The sequence below is a fragment of the Salinimicrobium sp. 3283s genome, from assembly GCF_039602225.1.
GTDB lineage: Bacteria > Bacteroidota > Bacteroidia > Flavobacteriales > Flavobacteriaceae > Salinimicrobium > Salinimicrobium profundisediminis.
Window position 1 is genome coordinate 155,126 of the sequence record NZ_CP143631.1, and the last position, 22,063, is coordinate 177,188.

Consider the following 22,063-nt stretch of genomic DNA (forward strand, 5'->3'; position numbering starts at 1 on the left):
ACATTTTTGGAACCTCCGGGTATTTTCCATTCCAGCTGAAGTTTTTGTTTCTTCCCACATCATCATACCACAAACCAACAACCAAAATAAATATAAAATTAGGATGCACTTCTTATAAAGTTCCTGTCCTGTACCAGGACAGGAACTATTACAAGGGATACACGAAAGTACATACTAAGGAGGTAAAAACACATCTGGTTACAGAAAGACTTTCATTTAAAATTTAGGAAACTTAACAGCTCCTATTCAACAGATAATTGCTTGCTGTTTGCTTTTCTATCTAAATTTCTTACTCCGGTAGTACCTCCGCCTTCTAAAGTTAAATTCACAGGTTTGTTAGTTTTCCAGGCCCCACGAGTAAAATCTGGTACTTCAATAGAATTAGATTTATTGGCAATAGACCATTCACTCAATGAAGTTATACTACTCCAGGCAGCGGCATCATAAACATCCATATCCATGGGAAGTCCATTTCTAAGACAGTCAATCAACCTCCAGTCCATCATAAAATCCATCCCCCCATGGCCGCCAACTTTTTTAGCCATTTCTCCAACTTTACGTACAATTTCGGGAGTATATTTCTCTTCAAGTTCTTTCATTTTATCTGCATCGGCGATCTCATGACCAAAAGCAATGTGCTGTAAAGGCCATTTTTGGGCGAAACACTTGGTACCGCTTAACATATGAATACGGGAATAAGGTCGGGGTGAACTAATATCATGCTGAATCATGATGGTACGACCCTTATTAGTTTTGATAAGCTGGATGTCCATATTTCCCCTCATATTGGCTCCCACAAATTGTTTTAAATCGGGGTTTTTTTCAGCTTCTTCTTCAATTCTTTTGCTCAGGGTAAAATCGTCACTCATTATAGAGGTAAGAAAGTCCATCTTATCTCCTCTATTAATATCCATAGCCTGACAAATTGGACCTAAACCATGAGTAGGATATACGTTGGCATGACGTTTATTTTCCTTGAGTCGCCAGTAATTATCATAAGCACCATCGGTCATTTTATCATCCTGAGGCCGGTTAAAGTGCCAGTAATCAAGATCGTGGATATACGCCCCTTCCCCATGTACAAGATCTCCAAAAACACCCTGCCTTGCCATGTTAAGGGTCATTAACTCAAAAAAGTCATAGCAGCAATTTTCAAGAATCACACAATGTTTGCGGGTTCTTTCAGAAGTTTCAACAATTTGCCAGCATTCCTCCAGGGTACGTGCAGTAGAAACTTCAACAGCCGTATGCTTACCGTTTTCCATAGCTTCAAGAGCAATGGGTATGTGCCATTCCCAGGAAGTAACAATATACACCAGGTCAATATTATCACTTTGGCACATCTCTATATACCCCTTTTCACCATTTACGTATTCAGCTGCTTTTGGTAATCCGGCTTTCTTCAGTATTTCCTGTCCTCCATCAACAGCAGCCTGCCGGGTATCACAAAGCGCTGTAATTTCTACACCTTCAATAAAAGTCATTCTCTCTACAGCCCCTGCCCCACGATCTCCAATCCCCACAATCCCTATCCGAACAGTATCAAGTGCAGGTGCAGCATAACCCGACATATTAAAATTCATAGCCGGCCGCCTGCTTGCAGCAGCTTTAATTTGCGATAATTTCTCCTCGCTGGCACAGGATTTTAAAAATGCCCCGGTAGCAATAGCGCCCGATCCAAGGGCCATATTTCTTAAAAACGATCTGCGATCTGCACTCATAATAGATATTTTTATTTATTGTTGATTTTTTCTTTGCTGAAGAATGGTTAATTAATGATGAAACCTGATTCTCAAAAATATAAAAAAGTATTAAAATATTCGATAATGAAAGTTAAAATTTCATTTTAGTAAGAAAATTAAAAGAATAAAAATTTCGTTATCTTATTTAAAACTTAAAAATCAATTTTATTCCCTGAAGGCTTTAAAGTTTTAATACATTCTATTAGTCCATTTTGTAAGGTGTCAAAAATGACATTTTAGGAGTCTCTATTTACGCTTGCTGTTTAATCTACTCCAATTTGAAAAGTGGAAGCCGGCAACTGCTCACTGTTCATAAGGTTTCCTGAAGAATAGGGAAGCCAGCCATAGTATATCATTTCAGGCTTTTGAGAGGTTTTTATAATAATGCTGGTCCCGTCGATTATACCCGGTACAGGATGTTTTCCGTTTAAAGAAAAACCTTGAACGGCTTCTTCCCCTGGCGTTTTTAAGCCTCCTGCGGTGTGTGCAAAATTGATGATCACTTTCCCCTGAGAATAGGACGCCCCTATAGGTAAAGGACCAGAAACTTCAATATTCTTGTTATAATCATTGCGCAATGCCCACCGCGCCAACCTTTCACCTATCACTTTTTTGTTGCGTGGATGTACATCATTTTTGTTACCCACATCACTACTTACCGCCATGCCAGCATGTTTTATTTCCTGTAACAGAAGCCGTTGCAGATTGCGAAACAGTGGCCAATACTGCGACTTATAATTGGTAGTATCTATAGAAGAAAGCTGTACCCAATAAAAAGGCAGGGAGTTTTGATGCCATTTTTCCCGATAACTTTTAATCAGTAATTTCTGTAATTGGGGGTACTCTAAAACTCGTGGTAACTCCTGAGCATTACTTTCTCCCTGATACCATAAAACGCCTTTTATGGGCATATTTACAATAGGCTTGACTCCAGATTCATAGATAAATCCCGGTTTGTAAGCGTGATTGGCCCCTGTTTGGTTACTATACAAAGCAACTCCTCCAACATTTTGCTCTCCTCTTTCTCTAACCCAAACGGGTAATTCGTCATTTTCGAGCCAATTCCCAGAAATTTTATTTCGAAACTTTCGGTCTTTTAAAAGCGTTTCTTCGGAAATGAAGGCTTCGATTGGAGCACCACCAACAGCTAGATTTATGAGGCCTACCGGAATGTTTTCATGTTGAAGTATTTCTTTTCCGAAGTAATAGCCTACAGCACTTAATTTCGCCACCTGCGGCAGTGCACTCTCCTCCCAGCTACCCCTAAAAAAACCGGCAGGATGCAGTTTTTCAAGATCTTCTTCAGAGTATTTTTCACCATAAATACCTTTACCAACATATTGTGGATTATAAAAGCGAAGTGCAGAACCAGCGAGCTGTTCCTTTTCGGTTTCATAATGCATCTCCTGCCCCAGCGACCATTCCATATTTGACTGCCCCGCTAACAGCCACACATCTCCAATGAGAATATTCGAATACTCCAAAGAATCGGTTTTGGTGTAAACCGATAAAACCAGGGGGACGGCATTGCCCGGCAAGGCTGAAAAAGAGACCTGCCAGGATGAATCGGCACTGGTCTCTACTTCTTTCACTTCTGAAGAAAATTTGACCTGTACAATTTCTCCAGGGAGGTATTCCCCCCATATTACAATGGGCATGTCTCGTTGTAACACCATATTATCTGAAAAGAAATAGGGCATGGTAACCTGGGAATACCCAGTTAAATGGAGAGCCAAAAATGTCAATATCGTGTACCATTTTTGAAATAAAAATTTATTCTTGATCATCATATAGCCTCAGGATATTATAAAAAAACTCCTGTTCATTGAAAGTTAAAAATTTCGATGAACAGGAGTTTTTAGACTCACATCAAATAAGTGTAGGGTTATTGTTGTTTACCTTCTGTTAAATTTTGCTCCTCTTCAAATACATGAGTTGCATAGTTATAATCAAGCGCCTCATAACGCTCTTTCATTACCTCCAGTCTTGACAGGAAACCTTCCCAGTCTTTTTTCGCAGAGGGTGTCCAGTTCACTTCAGATAAAGCTGTGAGCCGGGGTAAAACCATGTATTCTACATGATCGGTTGTTTTTATATATTCTGTCCACAAATTAGCCTGAGCTCCTAAAATATGCTTTGCTTCCTCTTCTGAGAGTTCTTCTGGCACAGGGTTGAAAGAATAAACTTTTTCAACAGGCACAAAACCACCTATTCCCAGGGGTTCATCTTCATTTTTGGACTGATAATAATCAAAATACAGGTGATCGTTAGGGGTCATTACTACATCATGACCCTGTTTAGCCGCCTCAATACCACCTTTAGAACCTCTCCAGGACATTACTGTGGCATTAGGTGCCAAACCACCTTCAAGGATCTCGTCCCAACCTATAATTTGCCGACCGTTTTCATTAAGAAACTTTTCGATTCGTTGTATAAAATAACTCTGTAATTCATGTTCATCCTTCAAACCTTCACGTTTGATCACCGCCTGTGCCTGTGCACTCTCTTCCCACTCCTTTTTAGGAGCTTCATCTCCCCCAATATGTATATATTCACTCGGGAACAACTCCATCACCTCTGTAAGCACATCTTCCAGGAACTCAAAAGTTTCTTCTTTAGGAGCAAAAATTGTAGGAAAAACACCCCATTTAGTTTCCACTTCATAAGGTCCTGTACCATTCCCTAACTCCGGGTATGCAGCTAAAGCAGCTGTAGCATGGCCGGGCATTTCAATTTCTGGAATTATCGTAATGTGCCTGGCTGCAGCGTAAGCCACTATTTCTTTCATCTCTTCCTGGGTGTAAAAACCTCCATATTCTTTTCCGTCATTTTCATCCCAGTTCTTTTCAACCATAGTTCCTTTTCTTACCGAACCTATTTCAGTAAGTTTCGGATATTTTTTAATCTCAATACGCCAGCCCTGATCTTCGGTTAAATGCCAGTGAAAACGGTTCATTTTATGTAGCGCGAGTAAATCGACATACTTTTTTATAAATTCTACCGGGAAGATGTGACGACCCACATCCAGGTGCATCCCGCGATAAGAGAATTGAGGAGCATCTTCTATTTCTACAGCGGGGATAGTCAAACTTTCAACTTGTTCTACTTCAGCTGATGGAGGCATCAACAAGCGTAAAGACTGAATTCCATAAAAAACCCCTTGTGGTGTTTTTCCGGAAATTTCTATTTGATCATAGCTAACCTTCAGCCTGTAACCTTCTTCTTCCTGAATTTCAGAATCAAGTTTGAGAACAATGACATGATCATTTTTTTCTGTAGAAGTTGTAGTTTCTATCTTAAATCCTGAAGCTGTAGAAAGCATCTCATCCAGGAAAGCAGCCTCTTTAGATAGTGTATCTTCTGTAACAATGTGTGTGTTGTCATCTACTAAAAACCTGCCCTTCGCGGTGTTCATATTAACAGGAAGTGGTATTATGGCATAGTCTTCAGGAGTATTTTCAACGTCTTTATACTCCGTGTATGATTTCCCTGTTTCACAAGAGCTTATCATAATTAGTAAAAGTAGAAATGGTAAAATATTTTTCATATCAATAAATTTAGAAACGATTTAATCGGCAAAAATTGAATTCTATAATAATTTATTCTTTGTTAATACTGTCTTCACCATTAGTCAGCCATTCCAAAGAAAAGCTGGTAAAAGAGTTCTCTTTATAATCATCTTTTTCAAAAAAGACTCCTATTTCACCATTTTCAAGTATTGTCATCGACGAATATGCCGCACCACCTGTATAAATAGTTTTCCCTTCACTCCAGGTTTCACCTTCATCATAACTAATTCTAACCGTTAAATTCTTACGAGCTTTTGCATCGTTGGAATTGGAAAATAAAAGCCTGTTTTTATCGTCTCCATCCTCAACAGAAGTATAACGGAGAATACTGGCATTGTTTCCAGGATCCACAAGGATTTCTTCGGTTTTTATATTCCAAGTTTTTCCTTTATCTTCCGAAATATGTACATAACGGTGACCTTCCCCTGTATTCACACGGGAGTTGATCATATAATCTCCATTACTTAGCTGTATTACTTTAGACTCATCGGCCGGTGTTACAGGAGAGTCGATAAGGAACCAGGTGTCTCCATGATCGTCGCTGGCAAATAAATAAACGCCTTCTTTTAATCTTACAAGAGTGTGCAATAACCTTCCTTCTGAAGTTTGAATACCCCTGCCCGAAGTAATAAACTTAAAATCGTTGTGCCATTCTTCTTTGGAGATCTGAGCAGTGATATCTTTGGGGCTGGTCCAGGTTTTCCCATTGTCGCTACTTTTCATAACATGCAAGTAGTACACATCCTTTTCTTTATCCAGGTCCATATAATTGTAGAACAGGAAAACCTCCCCGGTTTGTTCATCGACAATCATTGAAGGGTCTGAAGCTGACCGGCCTTCGGGAAAATCTATGACGGTTTCTTTAGTGGTCCAGGTTTTACCGTTATCGAAACTTCTACGCTGCACAATATTAATATTCCCGCTACCACGAAGGTCTGCACAGGAAGGAACCCGTTCATCAATAGCGGCAATTAAATCTCCATTTGGAGCTGTCACCAATGCCGGAATACGATAACAGGAAATATCCGGATTGTTTTCTGCACTAAAAAGATTGTGAAATTCCAATTCCTTAGATATATTTTCTTGTGACGGCTTGGATGTTTTAGAGGAATTGAACGAATTGCAGGCACTAAGAGCAGCAAAAGTCAAAATAAGAAGGGGCTTTTTCATTGTAGATGATTTATATATGTAGGGTATAAAATTCATGATAAGCATCTTTCTTGTGGAGATGCAACTAAAACCTGAAAATTTTGCCTGAGATAACCTTCAGAAACTCAAAGATAGCATTTAACTCAAAAATTCCGTTAAATTTGAAAACAATTTCTTTTGTATCCTTTTTATTTTAACTTTCGAATTACTTATAGATAGAAACTATTATCTTTATTAAACATTTAAACAAAAGTTTTAGTGAATTTCTTCTAGTGCAAAAACTGAAGGAAGTCGTAAAAAATATAAAGACTCAGAAGGACTTGATTAACAGTTTAGCAAGGTTTTCAAAACTTATAAAACAAAATAATAGCCTAAAGTATCTCCAAATACCAAACAACACCCTCAGCCAATTTTTGAATTTCATTTATAGTCTACATCGCGAATGAACCATAGCAGATTACTTTCCACTTACAACCTTCACTTCATGAAGGAGAGAACCAGGTTTATTTTTAGTCAGGGAGCAATATTCTTTTTACTTGTTTTAATATCACAACAGGTTTTGGCTCAAGAGACGGTTTTAATTCCGAAACCTCAGAAAATAAACCAAAAAACCAGCCATAGTTTTAATCTTAATAATTCCAGGGTCTGGACTAATGAAACGGCTCATAATAATTTTACATTAGAACAATTAAAAAAAGTATTTTCAGAAAAAGCACAGGCAAAATTATCGACTGTAAAAACAGCCAAAAAAGCTGATATTATTCTCTATTCTGCAAGTGAAGGGGCTGTTTCTATTCCAAAAAATTTACTTCCTTCATCCGAAGTTCTTCAGAAGATCGGCCCACAGGGCTACTGGCTCAAAATAGATGATAAAATCCGCATAATTGCCAATACCTCTCAGGGGCTTTTCTATGGGGTTCAAACTCTGAAACAACTTCTCAAAACATCAGAAGAAAATGCCCTTTTTGAAACCGAAATTATAGATTGGCCTGCCCTTGAATATCGAGGCTGGATGGATGATATTAGCCGGGGTCCCATCCCTACTTTAGATTATGTAAAGTATGTAATTAAAACGCTTTCAGAATATAAACTGAATTTTATAAACCTGTACACCGAGCACACCCTTCGCAATGAAAAATTTGCCGATATCGCACCTCCTGATGCCTTTACCCCTGCAGAAATTACTGAATTAGAGAAATTTGCCGCTCCATATCATGTCTCCATTATAGGCAATCAACAGGCATTCGGACATATGGAAGAAATCCTGAAAATTCCCTTTTACGATAATATTGCCGACAATAAATGGAATTTAAATCCGGGTAGTCCTGCAACTTACAAGTTTCTTGAAACCTACTTAGGCGATGCTGCCCAAGCCTATGAACATCCTTTTTTCAATATAGGAGCCGATGAAACAGACGGACTGGGTTCAGGGAAAGCAAAAGATTTGGTTGATTCTTTAGGAATGGAAGCCGTTTATGCTATGCATATTAATAAACTGGACTGGATTTTGAAAAAGTACGGTAAACGCACTATGATGTGGGGAGACATTGCGGTAAACCATCAGGAAATTATTGAACAGCTCCCAAAAGATCTCATTATCCTCTCCTGGGGCTATGATCCGCGAGACAGTTTTGATGAGGCTATTGTACCTTTTGATGAGTCAGGTTTTGATTTCATGGTAGCTCCAGGCGTGAGAAGCTGGAGCGAGATCTATCCCAACCTGGATGTCGCGGTTAAAAACATCGCTAACTACGTGCGCGACGGAAAAGAATATGGTGCCATGGGAATGATAAATACAGCCTGGGATGATGATGGCGAAACCTTGTTTAATGCTAACTGGCACGGAATGATTTGGGGAGCAGAAATGTCTTGGAACCCTATTTCCAGCCAGGAAGAAGAGCAGGCCAGCCGGGAAAGACAGAACCGGCGTGAAATATTTGACAAGGGAGTAGATCAATTCTTCTTTGGGGTCACCGGGAAGTCAAGTGTAATGAAAAGCCTTAATAAATTTGCACAGCTAAGAGAAATCTCCGTGTTTTCAAGTATGGCTAATGCCTCTACCTGGAGCAGTATTTACGAGTTTTATCCCGAAGAAGAAACAGCATCAATTGCGGCTGCGAACCAGAAGATGCTCAAAGAAGCGAATAAGTTAATGCTTGAACTGCAGGAAAAAACCCGGCAGGTAAATACCAATAAAACAGCAGTTAGGGTTGCAGCTTTGGCAGCACAACGTGCCGCTTACACTGCCAAAAAGAACCTTTTTATATTAGAATTACAGAAACTTTATAACAACAAAGAAGGGGTTAACCTTAAGCTAATAAAACAAAAAAGGGAGGAATTACTAGACGAACTTCACCTGCTAAAAATAGCATATGTACAGTCCTGGCAAGAGGAAAACAGAGCTTACTGGCTCGATGAAAACCTGAAAAAATACGATGCACAGGCGCAGGATTTATTAGACTTAGAAACTCATGTTTTTATAAAAGCGGGGCAGGCCATTCAACCTGGTGAAATGAAAATAGAATTGAACAGCCTCTTCCCTCAAACTAAATTGTACTACAGTCTTGATGGCAGTGAACCCACGAAAGACTCCCCCGTATATAATGGAAATCTGAGTATAAATTCTAACACCCTGGTACAGGCAAGAGGATATAATGATGGTAAAGCCGGAGAAATCTCTTCAAGATTCTTCAATGTTCATAAAGCGCTGGGTATTACTCCAAAAATAAAGGGCAGTTACAGCACCGCCAACCCTGCCTATACAGCCGGAGGTCCAGCTGGCTTAACCGACGGACTCAAAGGTTCCGAAAATTTTGCAGATGGCCGCTGGCAGGGTTATGCCGGCCAGGATGTAGAAGTGGTACTTGATTTGGGTGCCCCAACTGAAGTAAATGAAATTTCAGCCGACTTTTATCAGCGTTTAATTTCATGGATTATGCTGCCAAAAAATGTAGAATTTTACGCATCTAAAGACGGAAAAATCTACCAAAAAGTCGCTCAGGCAAATAGTCCTGTAGATGAAAAAGATCAGGGTTTAATAATTCTGGAGTTTTCTTCTGGGCCTTTAAAACTGAAGACAAGATTTCTCAAAGTAAAAATAAATTCCCGGGGAATGTTACCTGAATGGCATACAGGAGCCGGTAAACCAGGCTTCATCTTTATAGATGAGATTGTGGTTAAATAATTAAGAAAATCAATAAATCAGCTGTCTTGAAATTCATGGGAAATGATTCTAGATTTTATGACAGCCTGATTTATTGTTACAGGTATATCTTCCATCTGCTGAGTCCTTCAGCAGAAAAAAATGAACTATTCTGAGATTAGATCATAAAAAAATGAGGCTCACTTACTCGACCTTAATTTTGCTAACAGGTATACCCTCTGCTGTAGCTTCAATGGTTACAGGAGCCTTGAATTCTTTTGTTCTTAAAAGGATAGTTGCAATACCTGCTTCGGCTTTTACGGGATTTTCGCCAATGAGTTCAGCATTTTCTCCGGAAGTGATCTCAAAAGTCACCGGCAAACTGGCGTTGTGAACCAGGGTTCCGTTTTCATCCAGGAGTTTGGCATAGACAAAAACTACATCTGAAGTCTCCCGTGCAATCTCCTTTCCCGAAATATCTACCGAAAGTGCCATTTTTGACACCTCGACCGGCGTGCGTACCAAATGTGTGGCGACTTCTTTCCCGTCAATGAATCCAACTGCTTTTAATTCCCCCGGAACAAATTCAGGAATGGAAAAAGTGTACGGCGGATACCACAATTCATCTGAAAAGGACGTGCGTTTCGGTTTCTTTTTCTCAATAAGTTCGCCGTTCAGGTATAAAGCCACTTCTTCAGCATTGCTGTATACAGTGATATCTGGGGCGGAATTAGGCTGCCAGTAGTTGGCGATATACACCATAGGTTCTGAAAAATTCCCCTGATATGGCGGCTTCTGACTCTTATAAAAGTAGTAACTGAATTTTGGGATCCTGAAAATATCTGAAATCCCTGAAGCTTCAAGATCATTGGCATATCCGCGGTTATAATCGAACATGAGCCAGTTGGACATTCCTATAGTTTGTTCGCCCTTTAAGTTAGAATTCGTAGCTTCCTGAAAATTCAATGCCTGCTGTAAAAGCCTTTTTTCACCGGCAGATCTTAATTGCCTGCTTGTTCGCTCCTCTTCCTTAAGATCGCCAAAAGCCTTCTGGTTAAAACCGGCATTCTGGGCGTAATATTCCCAGTCCCCATATTCAGCGATTAAAATGGGGCGATTCGGTTTGTTATAGTCATTCCAATAAGTCGGAGGCTGCGCATGTTGCCGCGCCGGAATAAACAGGTCATAAGCCGGATGATCTATCCAGCCGGCACTAAAAGTATTGTCATAAGGCAGTTCGGCTTTAAGGATTTCATTGGCTTCCACCATAAATGCTTCAGTCATTCCCGATTCATTCAAAGAATTTTCCCAAAAAATGACGCTGGGATGATTGCGATCGCGACAAACCATATCCTTTACATCCTGTAGCGCATTTTCCACAAATTCCCCTTCTTCATAAAATTGCCAGCCGGGAATGGCATTCATCACCAGCAAACCCAGCTCATCACAGGCTTTCAAAAAAGCCGTGGCATGTGGATAATGTGAAAGCCGCACGAAGTTGAAACCTGCCTGTTTAATTTTGTAGGCATCGCGATAATTGGCTTCATTAGAAATGGCGTAACCAACGTAAGGATATTCCTGGTGGCGGTTGGTGCCATTAATGAACAATTCCTGGCCGTTGAGATAAAATGCGTTTCCTGTAAGTTCGATCTTCCTAATCCCGGTGGTGATGGCCTGCCGGTCTATAACTTCTTCGCCTTCCAGAACTTCAACTTCCAGTTCGTATAAATTCGGATGAGAAGGGCTCCAAAGCTTCGGATTTTCTACGGAAACTTCAGCGGTAAAATGTTCATCCCCGCCGGAAGCCAGTTTTTTATAAGGTGTCAAAAATGTCATTTTCACGCCTTCTTCCGAAGTAAAAATGGCACGCACTTTCAGTTCTTTTTCAGCTTCAGCATCATTGACAACATGCACTTTTACAAATCCGGAAGCTTTTTCCGAAGAAACGCTATCGAAATGCACTAAAATTCCGCCGCCGTTCACCTCTTTTGCATAAACGGGATCTGAAATATGTACCAGATTGGTCTTTATGAGCTGCACATTGCGATAAATGCCGCCATAAAGGTTAAAATCGAGATCGGCCAGCGGTTTTCCGGGAGGAATGGTGGCGTCATCAACATTAATGACCTCTACCTGTATGATGTTTTGGGAATTATTCTTCAAAAAAGGCGTTGCGTCGACAGTAAAAGGAAGATAACCGCCTTTGTGCGTCTTTACCAGAGAATCGTTGATGCTCACGCGCGCCTCCTGCATTATGCCTTCAAAATGGAAAAACCACTTCTCATTTTTGACCTTTTCAACAGGAAAATCTTTGCTGTAAAGCGATTTTCCCTGCCACTGGTCATTCACCACCAAAGGCTCGATCTTTACAGAATGAGGCAAAACCACTTCTTCTACAGGTCTTTCTGTTAAACCTGAAGGATCTTCGCGGTAAAATTTCCAGTTGTTGTTAAAGTTGATGACCTGTCGGGGAAGCTTCTGCTGTGCCCCTACTTTTTTGGAAGGAGGTAGGGACTCGCAACCAAAAAAAGTAAGGGATAAACAGACTAAAATGATAGCTTTTAACTGTTGTTTCATACAGCAGTTTATAAATGTAAATATTACCATTATTTTTGAAATTAAAAAGACTTTTTAGAAAAAATTTCTTCTGAAGAATTTCCTATAGCACGCCGAAGTCGCTTCCGCCTTTTATGAGGTCGCTGTAGCGTTTGTGGTCAAATTTATAGAGAAATGCACCGCGTTTTGAGGAAGATTTATCTTTTTCATCAAGTTTTACAAGCACATTATGAGAGAAAACTTTTTTGCGGAAGTTGCGGGTATCGAGCTCCCTTTGAAAAATAGCCTCGTAAACACTCTGAAGCTGCGGGATTGTAAATTTTTCGGAAAGTAATTCAAACCCCAATGGTTGGTACCGGGCTTTATTTTTGAGTTTTTCAAGAGCGTCGGCAACCATTTGTTCATGATCGAGCACCAAAGGAGGTAGATCGTTCACATCATGCCACACCGCTCCATGTTCTTTTACCAGCTCTTTATCGTATTCATTGAGCCTGATGAGGGCATATTGCCCTACCGAGATACACCTGTAGCCGGGATCTCTGTCTACAGCGCCATACACCTTCAGCTCTTCCATGTAGACCTCTTTGAGTCCTGTGATCTCCTCGAGCACCCTTTCGGCAGCAGCCGAAACGTCTTCATCAAGCTTCACAAAACTTCCAATGAGCGACCACTGCCCTTCTAAAGGCGAAACCCTTCTTTTAAACAACAACAGCTTTAAACTTCCGGCGTCAAACCCAAAGATGATACAATCTGTCGCCACCAACATCTTCTCGCTTTGCTCATAGAACTTTCTCGTGACAGCCGGCAGCCCCTCTTTTTCTTCGTACATTAACAGTGATATTACTTACTACAAAAAAACCATTTTTTTTCGGATTAAAAAATGATTGTACGATATACAATTATTAACTTTGAGAAAATTAAATTTTCAGCATTGTGAAAAATATAACGGAAGATACCGTACCAGAACCTTTCAGAAATTTTAAAAAAAAATTCACGGTATATGCCCCCGGCAGGATCAATCTTATTGGTGAGCATACAGACTATAACAATGGTTTTGTGCTGCCTACAGCAATAGATAAGACCATTAAGCTGCACTTTAGAGCCAACCACACTCCCTACACCTGCAACGTGTACAGCAAAACTTACCAGAAATACTTAAAATTTGATCTCCGGCAAATCTCCAGAAGTGATGAAGAGTGGGAGAATTACATTTTAGGGGTGGTCAACGAAATACAGAAACTTGGGGAATATCCCGAAGGTTTTGATTGCATTATTGAAAGTGATCTACCCGTGGGTGCCGGCATAAGTTCTTCTGCTGCGCTGGAATGCGGAGTAGCCTTTGGCCTGAACGAACTCTTTCACCTCGATCTTTCCCGCCAGGCCATAGCCGAACTTTCGAGGAATGCCGAACACAATTATGTGGGCACAAAATGCGGGATTATGGATCAATATTCTTCGATTCTAAGTAAAGAGGGACATCTCATTTTGCTTGACTGCCGCAATCTTGAAGCTACTTATATTCCGGCCGATTTTGAAGGTCACAAACTGCTGCTTTTAAATACTGGAGTTTCACACAGCCTTGCCTCGAGCGAGTACAACACCCGCAGAAAAGAATGTGAGGAGGCCGTGAAATTTATAAACCAAAGATACCCCGAAGTTGCCTCGCTAAGAGACGTTAACCTGGCACGCCTGGCCGAATTTAAAGACACCCTGCCCGAGCTGCTTTACACCCGGGCCCATTATGTGGTTTCAGAAAATGAAAGAGTGCTTAAAGCCGTAGAAGCTATGAAGCAAAAAGACCTCGAACAATTTGGGCTGCTCATGTACCAGTCTCACAAGGGCTTGCGCGACGAATACCAGGTGAGCTGTAAAGAACTGGATTTTCTGGTAGATCTCACTACCGAATATGCTCCGGTTAAAGGTGCGAGGATGATGGGCGGCGGCTTTGGTGGCTGCACCATTAATTTAATTGAAGAAAACGCTATTGAAGAGTTTATAAAAATTGCTTCGGAAGCATATCAAAAGGAATTCAACATCACTCCTGAAGCTATAGTCGTATCACCCGAACAGGGTACCTACCTCATCAAAAATTAATATTCATGTCTGAAGATTTCAATACTCATCCTCACAAAAGGTATAATATTCTAACAGGAGAATGGATCCTGGTGTCTCCCCACCGCACCAAAAGGCCCTGGCAGGGGCGACTTGAAAAAGTGGCTGAAGAAAAAAGGCCTTCTTATGACGCCGACTGCTTTCTTTGCCCCGGAAATAAAAGGGCTAGCGGAGACACGAATCCAGAGTATGTTGAGCCATATACTTTTAGAAACGACTTTTCTGCATTATTGCCGGGAGGCCCACAGGAAGACTTTGAAGATGGATTGTTAAAGGCAAGTTCTGAAACAGGCCTTTGCCGGGTAGTTTGTTTTTCCCCCGATCATTCCCTCACGCTGCCCGTAATGGAGACAGAAGATATCATTAAGGTTGTACAAAAATGGAAAGAAGAATATGCCGATTTGGGTAACATGGAAGATATTAATCACGTTATGATCTTCGAGAACAAAGGCGACATGATGGGGTGTAGCAATCCGCACCCACACGGGCAAATATGGGCACAGCTTTCTGTTCCGGTAGAAGTACAAAAAAAGACCGAACATCAGAAAAAATACTGGGAACGCAATAAGAGAAGCCTTTTAGGAGATTACCTTGAGCAGGAATTAAAATTAGAAGAAAGGATCGTCATTAAAAATGAACATTTTGTTGCCCTTGTGCCCTACTGGGCAATTTGGCCTTACGAAACCATGATCATCCCGCGGCGGCAAATGCAACATATTGGCCAGCTTACTGCGGAAGAGGAAAAAGCTTATGCAGAGATCCTGAAACAGCTCACCATAAAATACGACAACCTGTTTCAAACCTCTTTCCCCTATTCTTCGGGAATCCATCAACAGCCCACAAACAACAGCGATTATCCCGAATGGCATTTCCACATGTCTTTCTATCCCCCGCTGTTAAGGTCTAAAACAGTGAAGAAATTCATGGTGGGATATGAGCTTTTTGCCAGCCCGCAGAGGGACATCACTGCTGAACAGGCTGCAGAAACTCTTAGGGAACTTCCAGACCAACATTACACGCTGGAATAAGGTGTCAAAAATGCCATTTTTGAAACCCTCTTCAGCTTTATTCATATAAATTTCTGAAGCCGTCCAAATAAAAAAAGACCATCATTTGACGGTCTTTTTTTATTAAAAACTTCCGAAGAGATCTACCAGAAAATTGCGTACAACATTGTTACGATCAATAAGATCGCAAAAGCACCAATATTAAAGGCCGGCCCTGTCTTAAAGAGGCTTTTGCTAATAATTATCGCTTTTGGATGCGTTGCACCTTTATTCTCAACATAGCTAAACAACATCATAATCGCCATGGTAAGTATCCAGGTGATAAACATTTGGTGCATAAATGGCAATTCCACGAAAATCGGACTATCAATCCATCCTGAAGGACCTACTTTAAAATAGAGGGCGATAGGAATAGAAGCCAGCACCCCAAAAATAGCTGCATTGTTGGTCGTTTTTTTCCAGAACAAGCCCAGCATGAACACGGCCAGGATTCCCGGGCTAACCACCCCTGTGTACTCCTGAATATATTGAAAAACCTGTCCTAAACTTCTAAGTTGTGGCGCCAGTAACACAGCAATGACAAGGGCAAGGGTAGCTGAAAGCCTTCCTACAGTTACAAGTCGTTTTTCAGAAGCTCCTTTTTGTATGTACGGCTTGTAAATATCCATTGTAAAGATGGTTGCAGTAGAGTTAAGCATAGAGGCAATTGAAGAAACTATGGCCGCCGCAAGAGCTGCCAATACAAGCCCTTTCAACCCAATTGGCACAAATTCTTTAATCAGCCATGGGAAAGCATTGTCATTAATGATCCTGCCACCTTCAGCAACAAAAGAAGGATCTGTAAATTCAGGGCCAAAAGCTCCGCCGGGGCCGGTGTTCATCACATAAGCGATGATTCCCGGTACAACCACGATCAACGGAATTAAAAGCTTCAGAAACCCTGCAAGAATGATCCCTTTTTGAGACTCCCGCAAACTCTTGGCGGCAAGGGTCCTTTGAATAATATACTGGTTAAAGCCCCAGTAGTAAAGGTTTGCTACCCACATCCCTCCAAGAAGAACAGCCAAACCAGGAAGATCCCACCAGGCATCTTTCCCGCCAGGGGTAATGATCTCTCCTTTTTCAAGGATCATAGAGAATTTTTCGGGCACCTGTTCGTATATGGTGACAATTCCCGAAATAATTCCGCCGTCTTCAGAAACATGAGAAAGACCTATATAAGTAGTGATCAAACCACCCACGATCAAAAGAACCACCTGTACAACATCTGTCCATGCCACGGCAGCGAGTCCGCCATACAAAGAGTAGGCAGCTGCAAACAGCGCAAGTCCTATAATAGAATACAGGAAGATAGATCCATCTCCCGAACCTACAATAGTATCTAAAGCAGTAGCACCCAGGTAGAGAACCGATGTAAGGTTAACAAATATAAAAAGTGCGATCCAGAAGACCGCAAGGATTGTTTTTAGGTTCGTACTGTACCTTACCTCAATAAATTCGGGAATGGTGTACAGCCCCTTTTCAATAAAAATGGGAAGAAAGTATTTCCCCACAATAATAAGTGTAATAGCCGCCATCCACTCGTATGAAGCAATAGCCAGCCCGATCGCAAAACCGGAACCCGACATTCCAATAAATTGTTCTGCGGAAATGTTGGCCGCAATAAGCGAAGTACCAATAGCCCACCACGGAAGCGACTTACTTGCCAGGAAGTAATCTTCTGAAGTTTTTCCTTTGCCACGGGAGACCCATAGTCCTATCCCAATGATCATCAATGCATAGCAGGCAAAAATTATCTTATCGAGTAATGCAAATTCCATAAAACCAAAAATTAAGGAGAATTAGTGATCGCAGGCCACCACCACGCAGGTCGGGGCCTACTAAAATTTTGTTAAATATAAGAGATTAGCAAAAATAAAGGTAAGTTATACAGTTAAAGTTATGAACCGGTTATAAACTTCCATTTGGTGGTATTCTCATAAGTTTCTCCCGGACTTAATCTTACCGATGGAAAATGGGAATGATGCGGGGCATCTGGAAATTTTTGGGTCTCAAGACATACTGCAGCACGTTCAGATCCTACCTCTGTAGAATACTCCCAATCTGTGGGCAGATCTTCGGGAACGTAAACCACCACAGCCGGCTGATTGGTTTCTACCTCCAGCTTTATTCCCGATTTGTCTCCTTTCAGAAAGATCTTTTCTCCATTCCCGTTCAATTGATACACGGTATCTAACGGCACCTCTCCTATTAATGCTACCTCCCTAAAATCAAATTCGGTACCCGTCACACCGGTCATCTTTCCTGTTGGCACCAGTTGGGCATCGGGCTCAAGGAATGCATCTGCAGGAATCTTGAGCCGGTGACCATTCACATCACCACTACCATTCAGGTTAAAATATGCGTGGTTGGTAATATTCACCACAGTGTCTTTATCTGTTTTTGCCCAATAAGCTATACTCACCTCGTTTTCTTCTGTAAGCGTGTATTTTACCCGAACTGTAAGATTTCCGGGGTAGCCCTCTTCCCCATCAGGAGAAAAATATTCCAGCACCACGTATGGATTATGCCCTTCTCCCTGCTCAATGAGTTTCCAGAATTTATAAGAAAATCCGCAGTTACCTCCGTGAAGGTGTACGCCATTCTTTTCGTGAAGTTTATAGGTTTCCCCATCAAGGGTGAATTGCCCTTTCGAGATTCGGCCGGCATAGCGGCCCACTGTCGCTCCAAAGTATTTCCCCTGCTGGTGGTAGGCCTCAGAGAGGTATTCTTCCGGGCGGGAAGGCCCTACAACTACATTTGTACCATTTACCTTTAAACTGAAGATCGTAGCTCCAAAATTGAGGATTTCCAGTTCTGTTCCTTTTGGATTTTTAAGCCTTAAGAGCTTTAACTCTTCGGCCGTGTCTTTTGTTTTCAAGCTTTTTTATTATTAACCCATTCTACAACCAGTTCTTCAAGTATATTTAACGGAACAGCCCCGTTGGTAAGGACTACCTCATGAAATTCCCGAATATCAAAATCTTCTTCCAATTCCTTTTTTGCATATTCCCGCAATTCCAGGATCTTGTTCATTCCAATTTTATAGGCAGTAGCCTGCCCCGGCATTACTATGTGCCGCTCTACCATTTTTACCGCATCACTTTCGGCGTTGGGGGAATTTTGAACGTAATAATCGATAGCCTCATCACGTGTCCATTTTTTTGAGTGAATTCCGGTGTCAACCACCAGCCTGATTGATCTCCAGAGTTCCATAGCCAGTCTTCCAAAATCGGAATATGGATCTTCATAGAAACCTATTTCTTTCGGCACCAATTCACTGTAAAGGCCCCAGCCTTCAACGTATGCACCGTATCCTCCCAATTTCCTAAACATCGGCAAACTGTCCAGTTCCTGGGCAATGGCAAGCTGCATGTGGTGCCCGGGTATGCCCTCGTGATAAGCAAGCGCTTCCAACTGATAAGTGGGCATAGCCTCCATATCATAAAGATTGGCGTAATAAGTTCCCGGACGGGAGCCGTCTATTGCCGGCTGCTGATAAAATGCCTTCCCTGCACTTTTCTCCCTGAAAGGCTCAACGGCCTTCACCACAATATCTGCTTCGGGTTGCGTTAAAAACAGCCCGTCGAGACGCCCTTTAATTTTATTAATGGCCGCTTTGGCTTCGGCTAAATACTGCTGCCTGCCTTCTTCTGAATTTTCATAGTAAAACTGGTCATCTTCACGCATAAACTGGAAAAAATCCTTCAGGCTGCCGTTAAAGCCCACCTGCTTCATAATATCTTCCATTTCTTTATGAATACGCGCCACCTCACTAAGGCCAATTTCGTGGATCTCTTCAGCAGATAAATCGGTAGTGGTAGTCCTTTTCAATGCATTCTCATAAAAGGCTTTTCCCTTCGGAAATTTCCACGCACCATGATCGGCTGTAGCACGCTGTTGCTGGTCCTTCAGCTTTGCAATCAGGTTTTCGTAAGCCGGTTTAACTGAATTGAGCAGGGCTTCCTGAGCCTCCAGGATCAATTTATCTTTTTGAGCTTCCGGAACCTCCAGCTTTTCCACTTTACTGCGAAAATCTTCTAAAAGAGTACTTGCTTCGGCCGATTTCTCAAAAGGGCGTCCTTTCAGCAGATTTTGGGAAGCCTCAACCGTCTGTGCAAACACAAAAGCCGGCGGCATAATCTGGTTCATTTCCCGTAGTTCAAGCCCTTTTATTACATCGTCTATTACTGCGGGGATCTTGTTGAGCCGGGCAATGTATGCTTTTGCATCACTTACCGAATCGATCTTATGCATATTGATCAAAAATGCCGGCAACTGCGCATGAACCCCAAACATTTGATTCACCGGGTAGTTGTAAAGCCTAAAATCGTAATCTTCAATCTCGTTTTCCAGCTGTTGGCGATAGAGTTTATAACTGAGTGCTGCCTGTCCTTCAAGAGCTTCAGGATTTACTTCATCTTTCAGAAAATCGAGCCTTTGCCTTGCCTTTTTAAGATCATCGGCGTAGCGCAAGTGCGAAAAATCGTCCCAGGAATCATAATTTGTTTTTATTCCGAGGCGGGTTTGCAGCATGGGAGAATCGGCAAGATCTTTCTGAAATTCCTCCTCAAAAAAGAGATTTAATTGTGCTGTTTCCTGCTGAATTTCTTCCGAAGTGATCTCTGTTTCTTCTGAAGCATTCCTGCAGGCAGAAAAGGCCAGAATAATGACAGGTAAAAGCAGGGTTTTGATGATTTTGATCTTCATGGGCACTATAATTTGATCCTGAAAATTGAATGTTGAAAATAGTAAATAAACTGCAATCCTGCAGCGGCACAGTCAAAGAAAAAGAGATGTCAAAAATGGCATTTTTGACACCTCAGTATTCTATTCCAGCACCGAGAAAATAATCTGGGAATCGTGGAAGACTTTGTGTTCCTGCTTTTGAAAATCCTCTTCTTCGGCTTCAAAAATATTGTCTACGTAGGTCTGCGGATTAAGGTCGATTAACGGAAACCAGCTGCTTTGCACCTGAATTTGCAATTTATGACCTTTTTTGAAGGTGTGGTGCACATCCTGAAGTTGCAGGTTTACTTCTGTCTTCTTGTTAGGTTCAAAAGGTTCAGGATTGGAGAAACTGTTTCTAAACCTGCCTCTTATAACTTCGCTGCGAACCATCATGTGGTAATTGCTCATAGAGAGATAATCCTGTGTTTCTTCGAAATCTTCGGCATCGGGCGGAAAAACATCAACAACTTTCACAATCCAATCAGCCGCTGTTCCTGTAGTCGCCACCTGCAATTTTGCCAGCACTTCTCCGGCCAAAGTGAAGTCTTCCTCTAAAACTTCAGTTTCATAAACCAGCACATCGGGCCTGCGTGCTGCAAAACGCTGATCATCGGTCATGTACTTCCGCGGAGTAAAGACCATTTTGATATCTTCAGAATAAGGCACCGGTTTATTGGGGTCGCTAATGAATGTTTCGGCACCAGAGGCAACAGCAGGAACAGCTACAGGCCCTGCAATTAGCTGCTGATCATCACCCAGGTAAAAGGCCTTCTTTTTTGCCATTTTTGGAGGCCAGGCTTCATAGGTTTTCCATTCCATCAAGCCAGTATCGAACATGTAAGCTTCAGGAAGCGCAAGATGTTCATCAGCCTCTCCTTTTAAAAAGTGGTTAAAAAAGAGGGTCTCCACTTCCTTTTGATAATTTTCAGAAATATTATCTCCAAAATACACATTCCCAATAGCCTGCCGATCTTTTTTACGAGCCCAGTCACCGTGGCTCCAGGGCCCCATTACAAGCATATTATAAGTATCGCTGTTCTTCTCTATGGTCTCATAAATATTGAACGGCCCGTAAAGATCTTCGGCATCAAATAAGCCGCCAACAACCATTACTGCAGGTTTAATATCATTTAAATGTTGTACAATTCCGCGTTTTTGCCAAAACTCGTCGTAATTAGGGTGCTCCTTAAGCTGTTGCCAGAAAACATTGTCTTCTCCGTAATACTTATCGAGATTTTTAAGAGGCCCCGCATCGAGGAAGAACTGATATTGATCTTTGGTATTGAGCTCGGGAAAAGCATACCAGGCAGTATCGCTGGGGGTGCTTTTTTCATATCCAAAAACAGCCGTAGCCCGCCAGTAGCTCAACATATAGGCACCATTGTGGTGAAAATCATCAAAAAAGAAATCCCCGATAGAAGCCTGTGGCGAAACCGCTTTTATTGCCGGATGATTGGCCAAAAGGGAATAAGTGGCGTAAAAACCTGGGTAAGAAATACCCCAAAGGCCCACGCGCCCATTGTTGTTCTTTACATTCTTCACCAACCATTCTACAGTGTCATAAGTATCGCTGGCTTCATCAAACTGATTTCCTTTTTTCTTCGGAATAAAAGCTCGCATATTGTCGTACACGCCTTCGCTCATCCACCTGCCGCGCACATCCTGGTACACGAAGATATTCCCCTGCTTCATCAAATATTCGTTGGGCCCTAACTGTGACCGGAACTGCCCTTCTCCATACGGCCTTGAGCTATATGGTGTGCGGGTCATGAGGATTGGATACTCCTTAGAAGTATCTTTTGGGGAAAAAATGGTGGTATGAAGCTTTGTACCATCTCTCATAGGAATGACCACCTCCTTTTTGGTGTAGTGGTCTTTGACTTCATATTCAGTTGCGGTTTGTGCTAATCCACGGCTGCTAACCAGCACAAACAGCACCGGCAGGAAATAAATTTTGAAAAATTTCATCTGTAAGCTAAGTTTTGAAGTCCCTAAAGATAGAAATTCCTTTCAAAA

13 protein-coding genes are annotated in these 22,063 nt (G+C 41.6%); 3 read left to right on the forward strand and 10 right to left on the reverse strand.

Annotation, left to right across the window (positions count from 1 at the left end; translation table 11 throughout):
- Nucleotides 1–242 precede the first annotated feature (242 nt).
- The 4 genes from VS868_RS00750 to VS868_RS00765 all read right to left on the reverse strand — a co-directional run bounded on the left by VS868_RS00750 (nucleotide 243) and on the right by VS868_RS00765 (nucleotide 6,481).
- A complete protein-coding gene (locus tag VS868_RS00750) occupies nucleotides 243–1,721 on the reverse strand; it encodes a Gfo/Idh/MocA family oxidoreductase (RefSeq protein ID WP_266068966.1) in 1,479 nt (492 codons plus the stop codon).
- 284 nt (nucleotides 1,722–2,005) lie between these two features.
- The gene (locus VS868_RS00755) at nucleotides 2,006–3,532 is read right to left on the reverse strand and encodes a sialate O-acetylesterase (RefSeq protein WP_345598865.1); all 1,527 of its coding nucleotides are present in this window, start codon (nucleotides 3,530–3,532) and stop codon (nucleotides 2,006–2,008) included.
- 95 nt (nucleotides 3,533–3,627) lie between these two features.
- Nucleotides 3,628–5,289: a beta-N-acetylhexosaminidase gene (locus tag VS868_RS00760; RefSeq protein ID WP_345598866.1), complete on the reverse strand. Its 1,662-nt coding sequence runs from the start codon at nucleotides 5,287–5,289 to the stop codon at nucleotides 3,628–3,630.
- Nucleotides 5,290–5,341: 52 nt separating this feature from the next.
- The gene (locus VS868_RS00765; RefSeq protein ID WP_345598867.1) at nucleotides 5,342–6,481 is read right to left on the reverse strand and encodes a sialidase family protein; all 1,140 of its coding nucleotides are present in this window, start codon (nucleotides 6,479–6,481) and stop codon (nucleotides 5,342–5,344) included.
- A gap of 463 nt (nucleotides 6,482–6,944) precedes the next feature.
- Between VS868_RS00765 and VS868_RS00770 the strand changes: the two genes are divergently transcribed.
- A complete protein-coding gene (locus tag VS868_RS00770; protein WP_345598868.1) occupies nucleotides 6,945–9,644 on the forward strand; it encodes a glycoside hydrolase family 20 zincin-like fold domain-containing protein in 2,700 nt (899 codons plus the stop codon).
- Between the two features lie 162 nt (nucleotides 9,645–9,806).
- Here VS868_RS00770 and VS868_RS00775 read toward each other — a convergent pair whose 3' ends face one another.
- A complete protein-coding gene (locus VS868_RS00775) occupies nucleotides 9,807–12,179 on the reverse strand; it encodes a glycoside hydrolase family 2 TIM barrel-domain containing protein (RefSeq protein ID WP_345598869.1) in 2,373 nt (790 codons plus the stop codon).
- Nucleotides 12,180–12,261: 82 nt separating this feature from the next.
- A complete protein-coding gene (locus tag VS868_RS00780) occupies nucleotides 12,262–12,987 on the reverse strand; it encodes an NUDIX domain-containing protein (protein ID WP_266068972.1) in 726 nt (241 codons plus the stop codon).
- Nucleotides 12,988–13,091: 104 nt separating this feature from the next.
- Here VS868_RS00780 and galK point away from each other — a divergent pair, with 104 nt between their 5' ends.
- On the forward strand, nucleotides 13,092–14,252 hold the full coding sequence (gene galK, locus VS868_RS00785) for a galactokinase (RefSeq protein WP_345598872.1): 1,161 nt from the start codon (nucleotides 13,092–13,094) through the stop codon (nucleotides 14,250–14,252).
- 5 nt (nucleotides 14,253–14,257) lie between these two features.
- Nucleotides 14,258–15,298 (forward strand): UDP-glucose--hexose-1-phosphate uridylyltransferase, encoded by a 1,041-nt coding sequence (locus tag VS868_RS00790; RefSeq protein ID WP_266068973.1) that lies wholly within the window; start codon nucleotides 14,258–14,260, stop codon nucleotides 15,296–15,298.
- A 122-nt stretch (nucleotides 15,299–15,420) separates the two neighbouring features.
- On the opposite strand, the gene VS868_RS00795 is transcribed toward VS868_RS00790, so the two are convergent.
- From VS868_RS00795 to VS868_RS00810, 4 genes are all read right to left on the reverse strand, one after another.
- Nucleotides 15,421–17,097, reverse strand: coding sequence for a sodium/sugar symporter (locus VS868_RS00795; RefSeq protein WP_266068974.1), 1,677 nt, complete (start codon nucleotides 17,095–17,097; stop codon nucleotides 15,421–15,423).
- Between the two features lie 119 nt (nucleotides 17,098–17,216).
- Nucleotides 17,217–18,197, reverse strand: coding sequence for an aldose epimerase family protein (locus VS868_RS00800; protein WP_345598873.1), 981 nt, complete (start codon nucleotides 18,195–18,197; stop codon nucleotides 17,217–17,219).
- Nucleotides 18,194–20,026, reverse strand: a complete 1,833-nt coding sequence (locus VS868_RS00805) for a DUF885 domain-containing protein (RefSeq protein ID WP_345598874.1) — start codon at nucleotides 20,024–20,026, stop codon at nucleotides 18,194–18,196. The genes VS868_RS00800 and VS868_RS00805 overlap by 4 nt, the downstream gene beginning before the upstream one ends.
- 120 nt (nucleotides 20,027–20,146) lie before the next feature.
- The gene (locus tag VS868_RS00810) at nucleotides 20,147–22,015 is read right to left on the reverse strand and encodes a CocE/NonD family hydrolase (RefSeq protein WP_345598875.1); all 1,869 of its coding nucleotides are present in this window, start codon (nucleotides 22,013–22,015) and stop codon (nucleotides 20,147–20,149) included.
- Between the last annotated feature and the right edge of the window lie 48 nt (nucleotides 22,016–22,063).

What these genes read in the sequence shown, in the direction of transcription:
- VS868_RS00790 (WP_266068973.1), top strand. Translation starts at nt 14,258, where the DNA reads ATGTCTGAAGATTTCAATACTCATCCTCACAAAAGGTATAATATTCTA.
- VS868_RS00780 (WP_266068972.1), bottom strand. Translation starts at nt 12,987, where the DNA reads ATGTACGAAGAAAAAGAGGGGCTGCCGGCTGTCACGAGAAAGTTCTAT.
- VS868_RS00755 (WP_345598865.1), bottom strand. Translation starts at nt 3,532, where the DNA reads ATGATGATCAAGAATAAATTTTTATTTCAAAAATGGTACACGATATTG.
- VS868_RS00750 (WP_266068966.1), bottom strand. Translation starts at nt 1,721, where the DNA reads ATGAGTGCAGATCGCAGATCGTTTTTAAGAAATATGGCCCTTGGATCG.
- VS868_RS00765 (WP_345598867.1), bottom strand. Translation starts at nt 6,481, where the DNA reads ATGAAAAAGCCCCTTCTTATTTTGACTTTTGCTGCTCTTAGTGCCTGC.
- VS868_RS00775 (WP_345598869.1), bottom strand. Translation starts at nt 12,179, where the DNA reads ATGAAACAACAGTTAAAAGCTATCATTTTAGTCTGTTTATCCCTTACT.
- VS868_RS00810 (WP_345598875.1), bottom strand. Translation starts at nt 22,015, where the DNA reads ATGAAATTTTTCAAAATTTATTTCCTGCCGGTGCTGTTTGTGCTGGTT.
- VS868_RS00795 (WP_266068974.1), bottom strand. Translation starts at nt 17,097, where the DNA reads ATGGAATTTGCATTACTCGATAAGATAATTTTTGCCTGCTATGCATTG.
- VS868_RS00760 (WP_345598866.1), bottom strand. Translation starts at nt 5,289, where the DNA reads ATGAAAAATATTTTACCATTTCTACTTTTACTAATTATGATAAGCTCT.
- VS868_RS00805 (WP_345598874.1), bottom strand. Translation starts at nt 20,026, where the DNA reads ATGAAGATCAAAATCATCAAAACCCTGCTTTTACCTGTCATTATTCTG.
- VS868_RS00770 (WP_345598868.1), top strand. Translation starts at nt 6,945, where the DNA reads ATGAAGGAGAGAACCAGGTTTATTTTTAGTCAGGGAGCAATATTCTTT.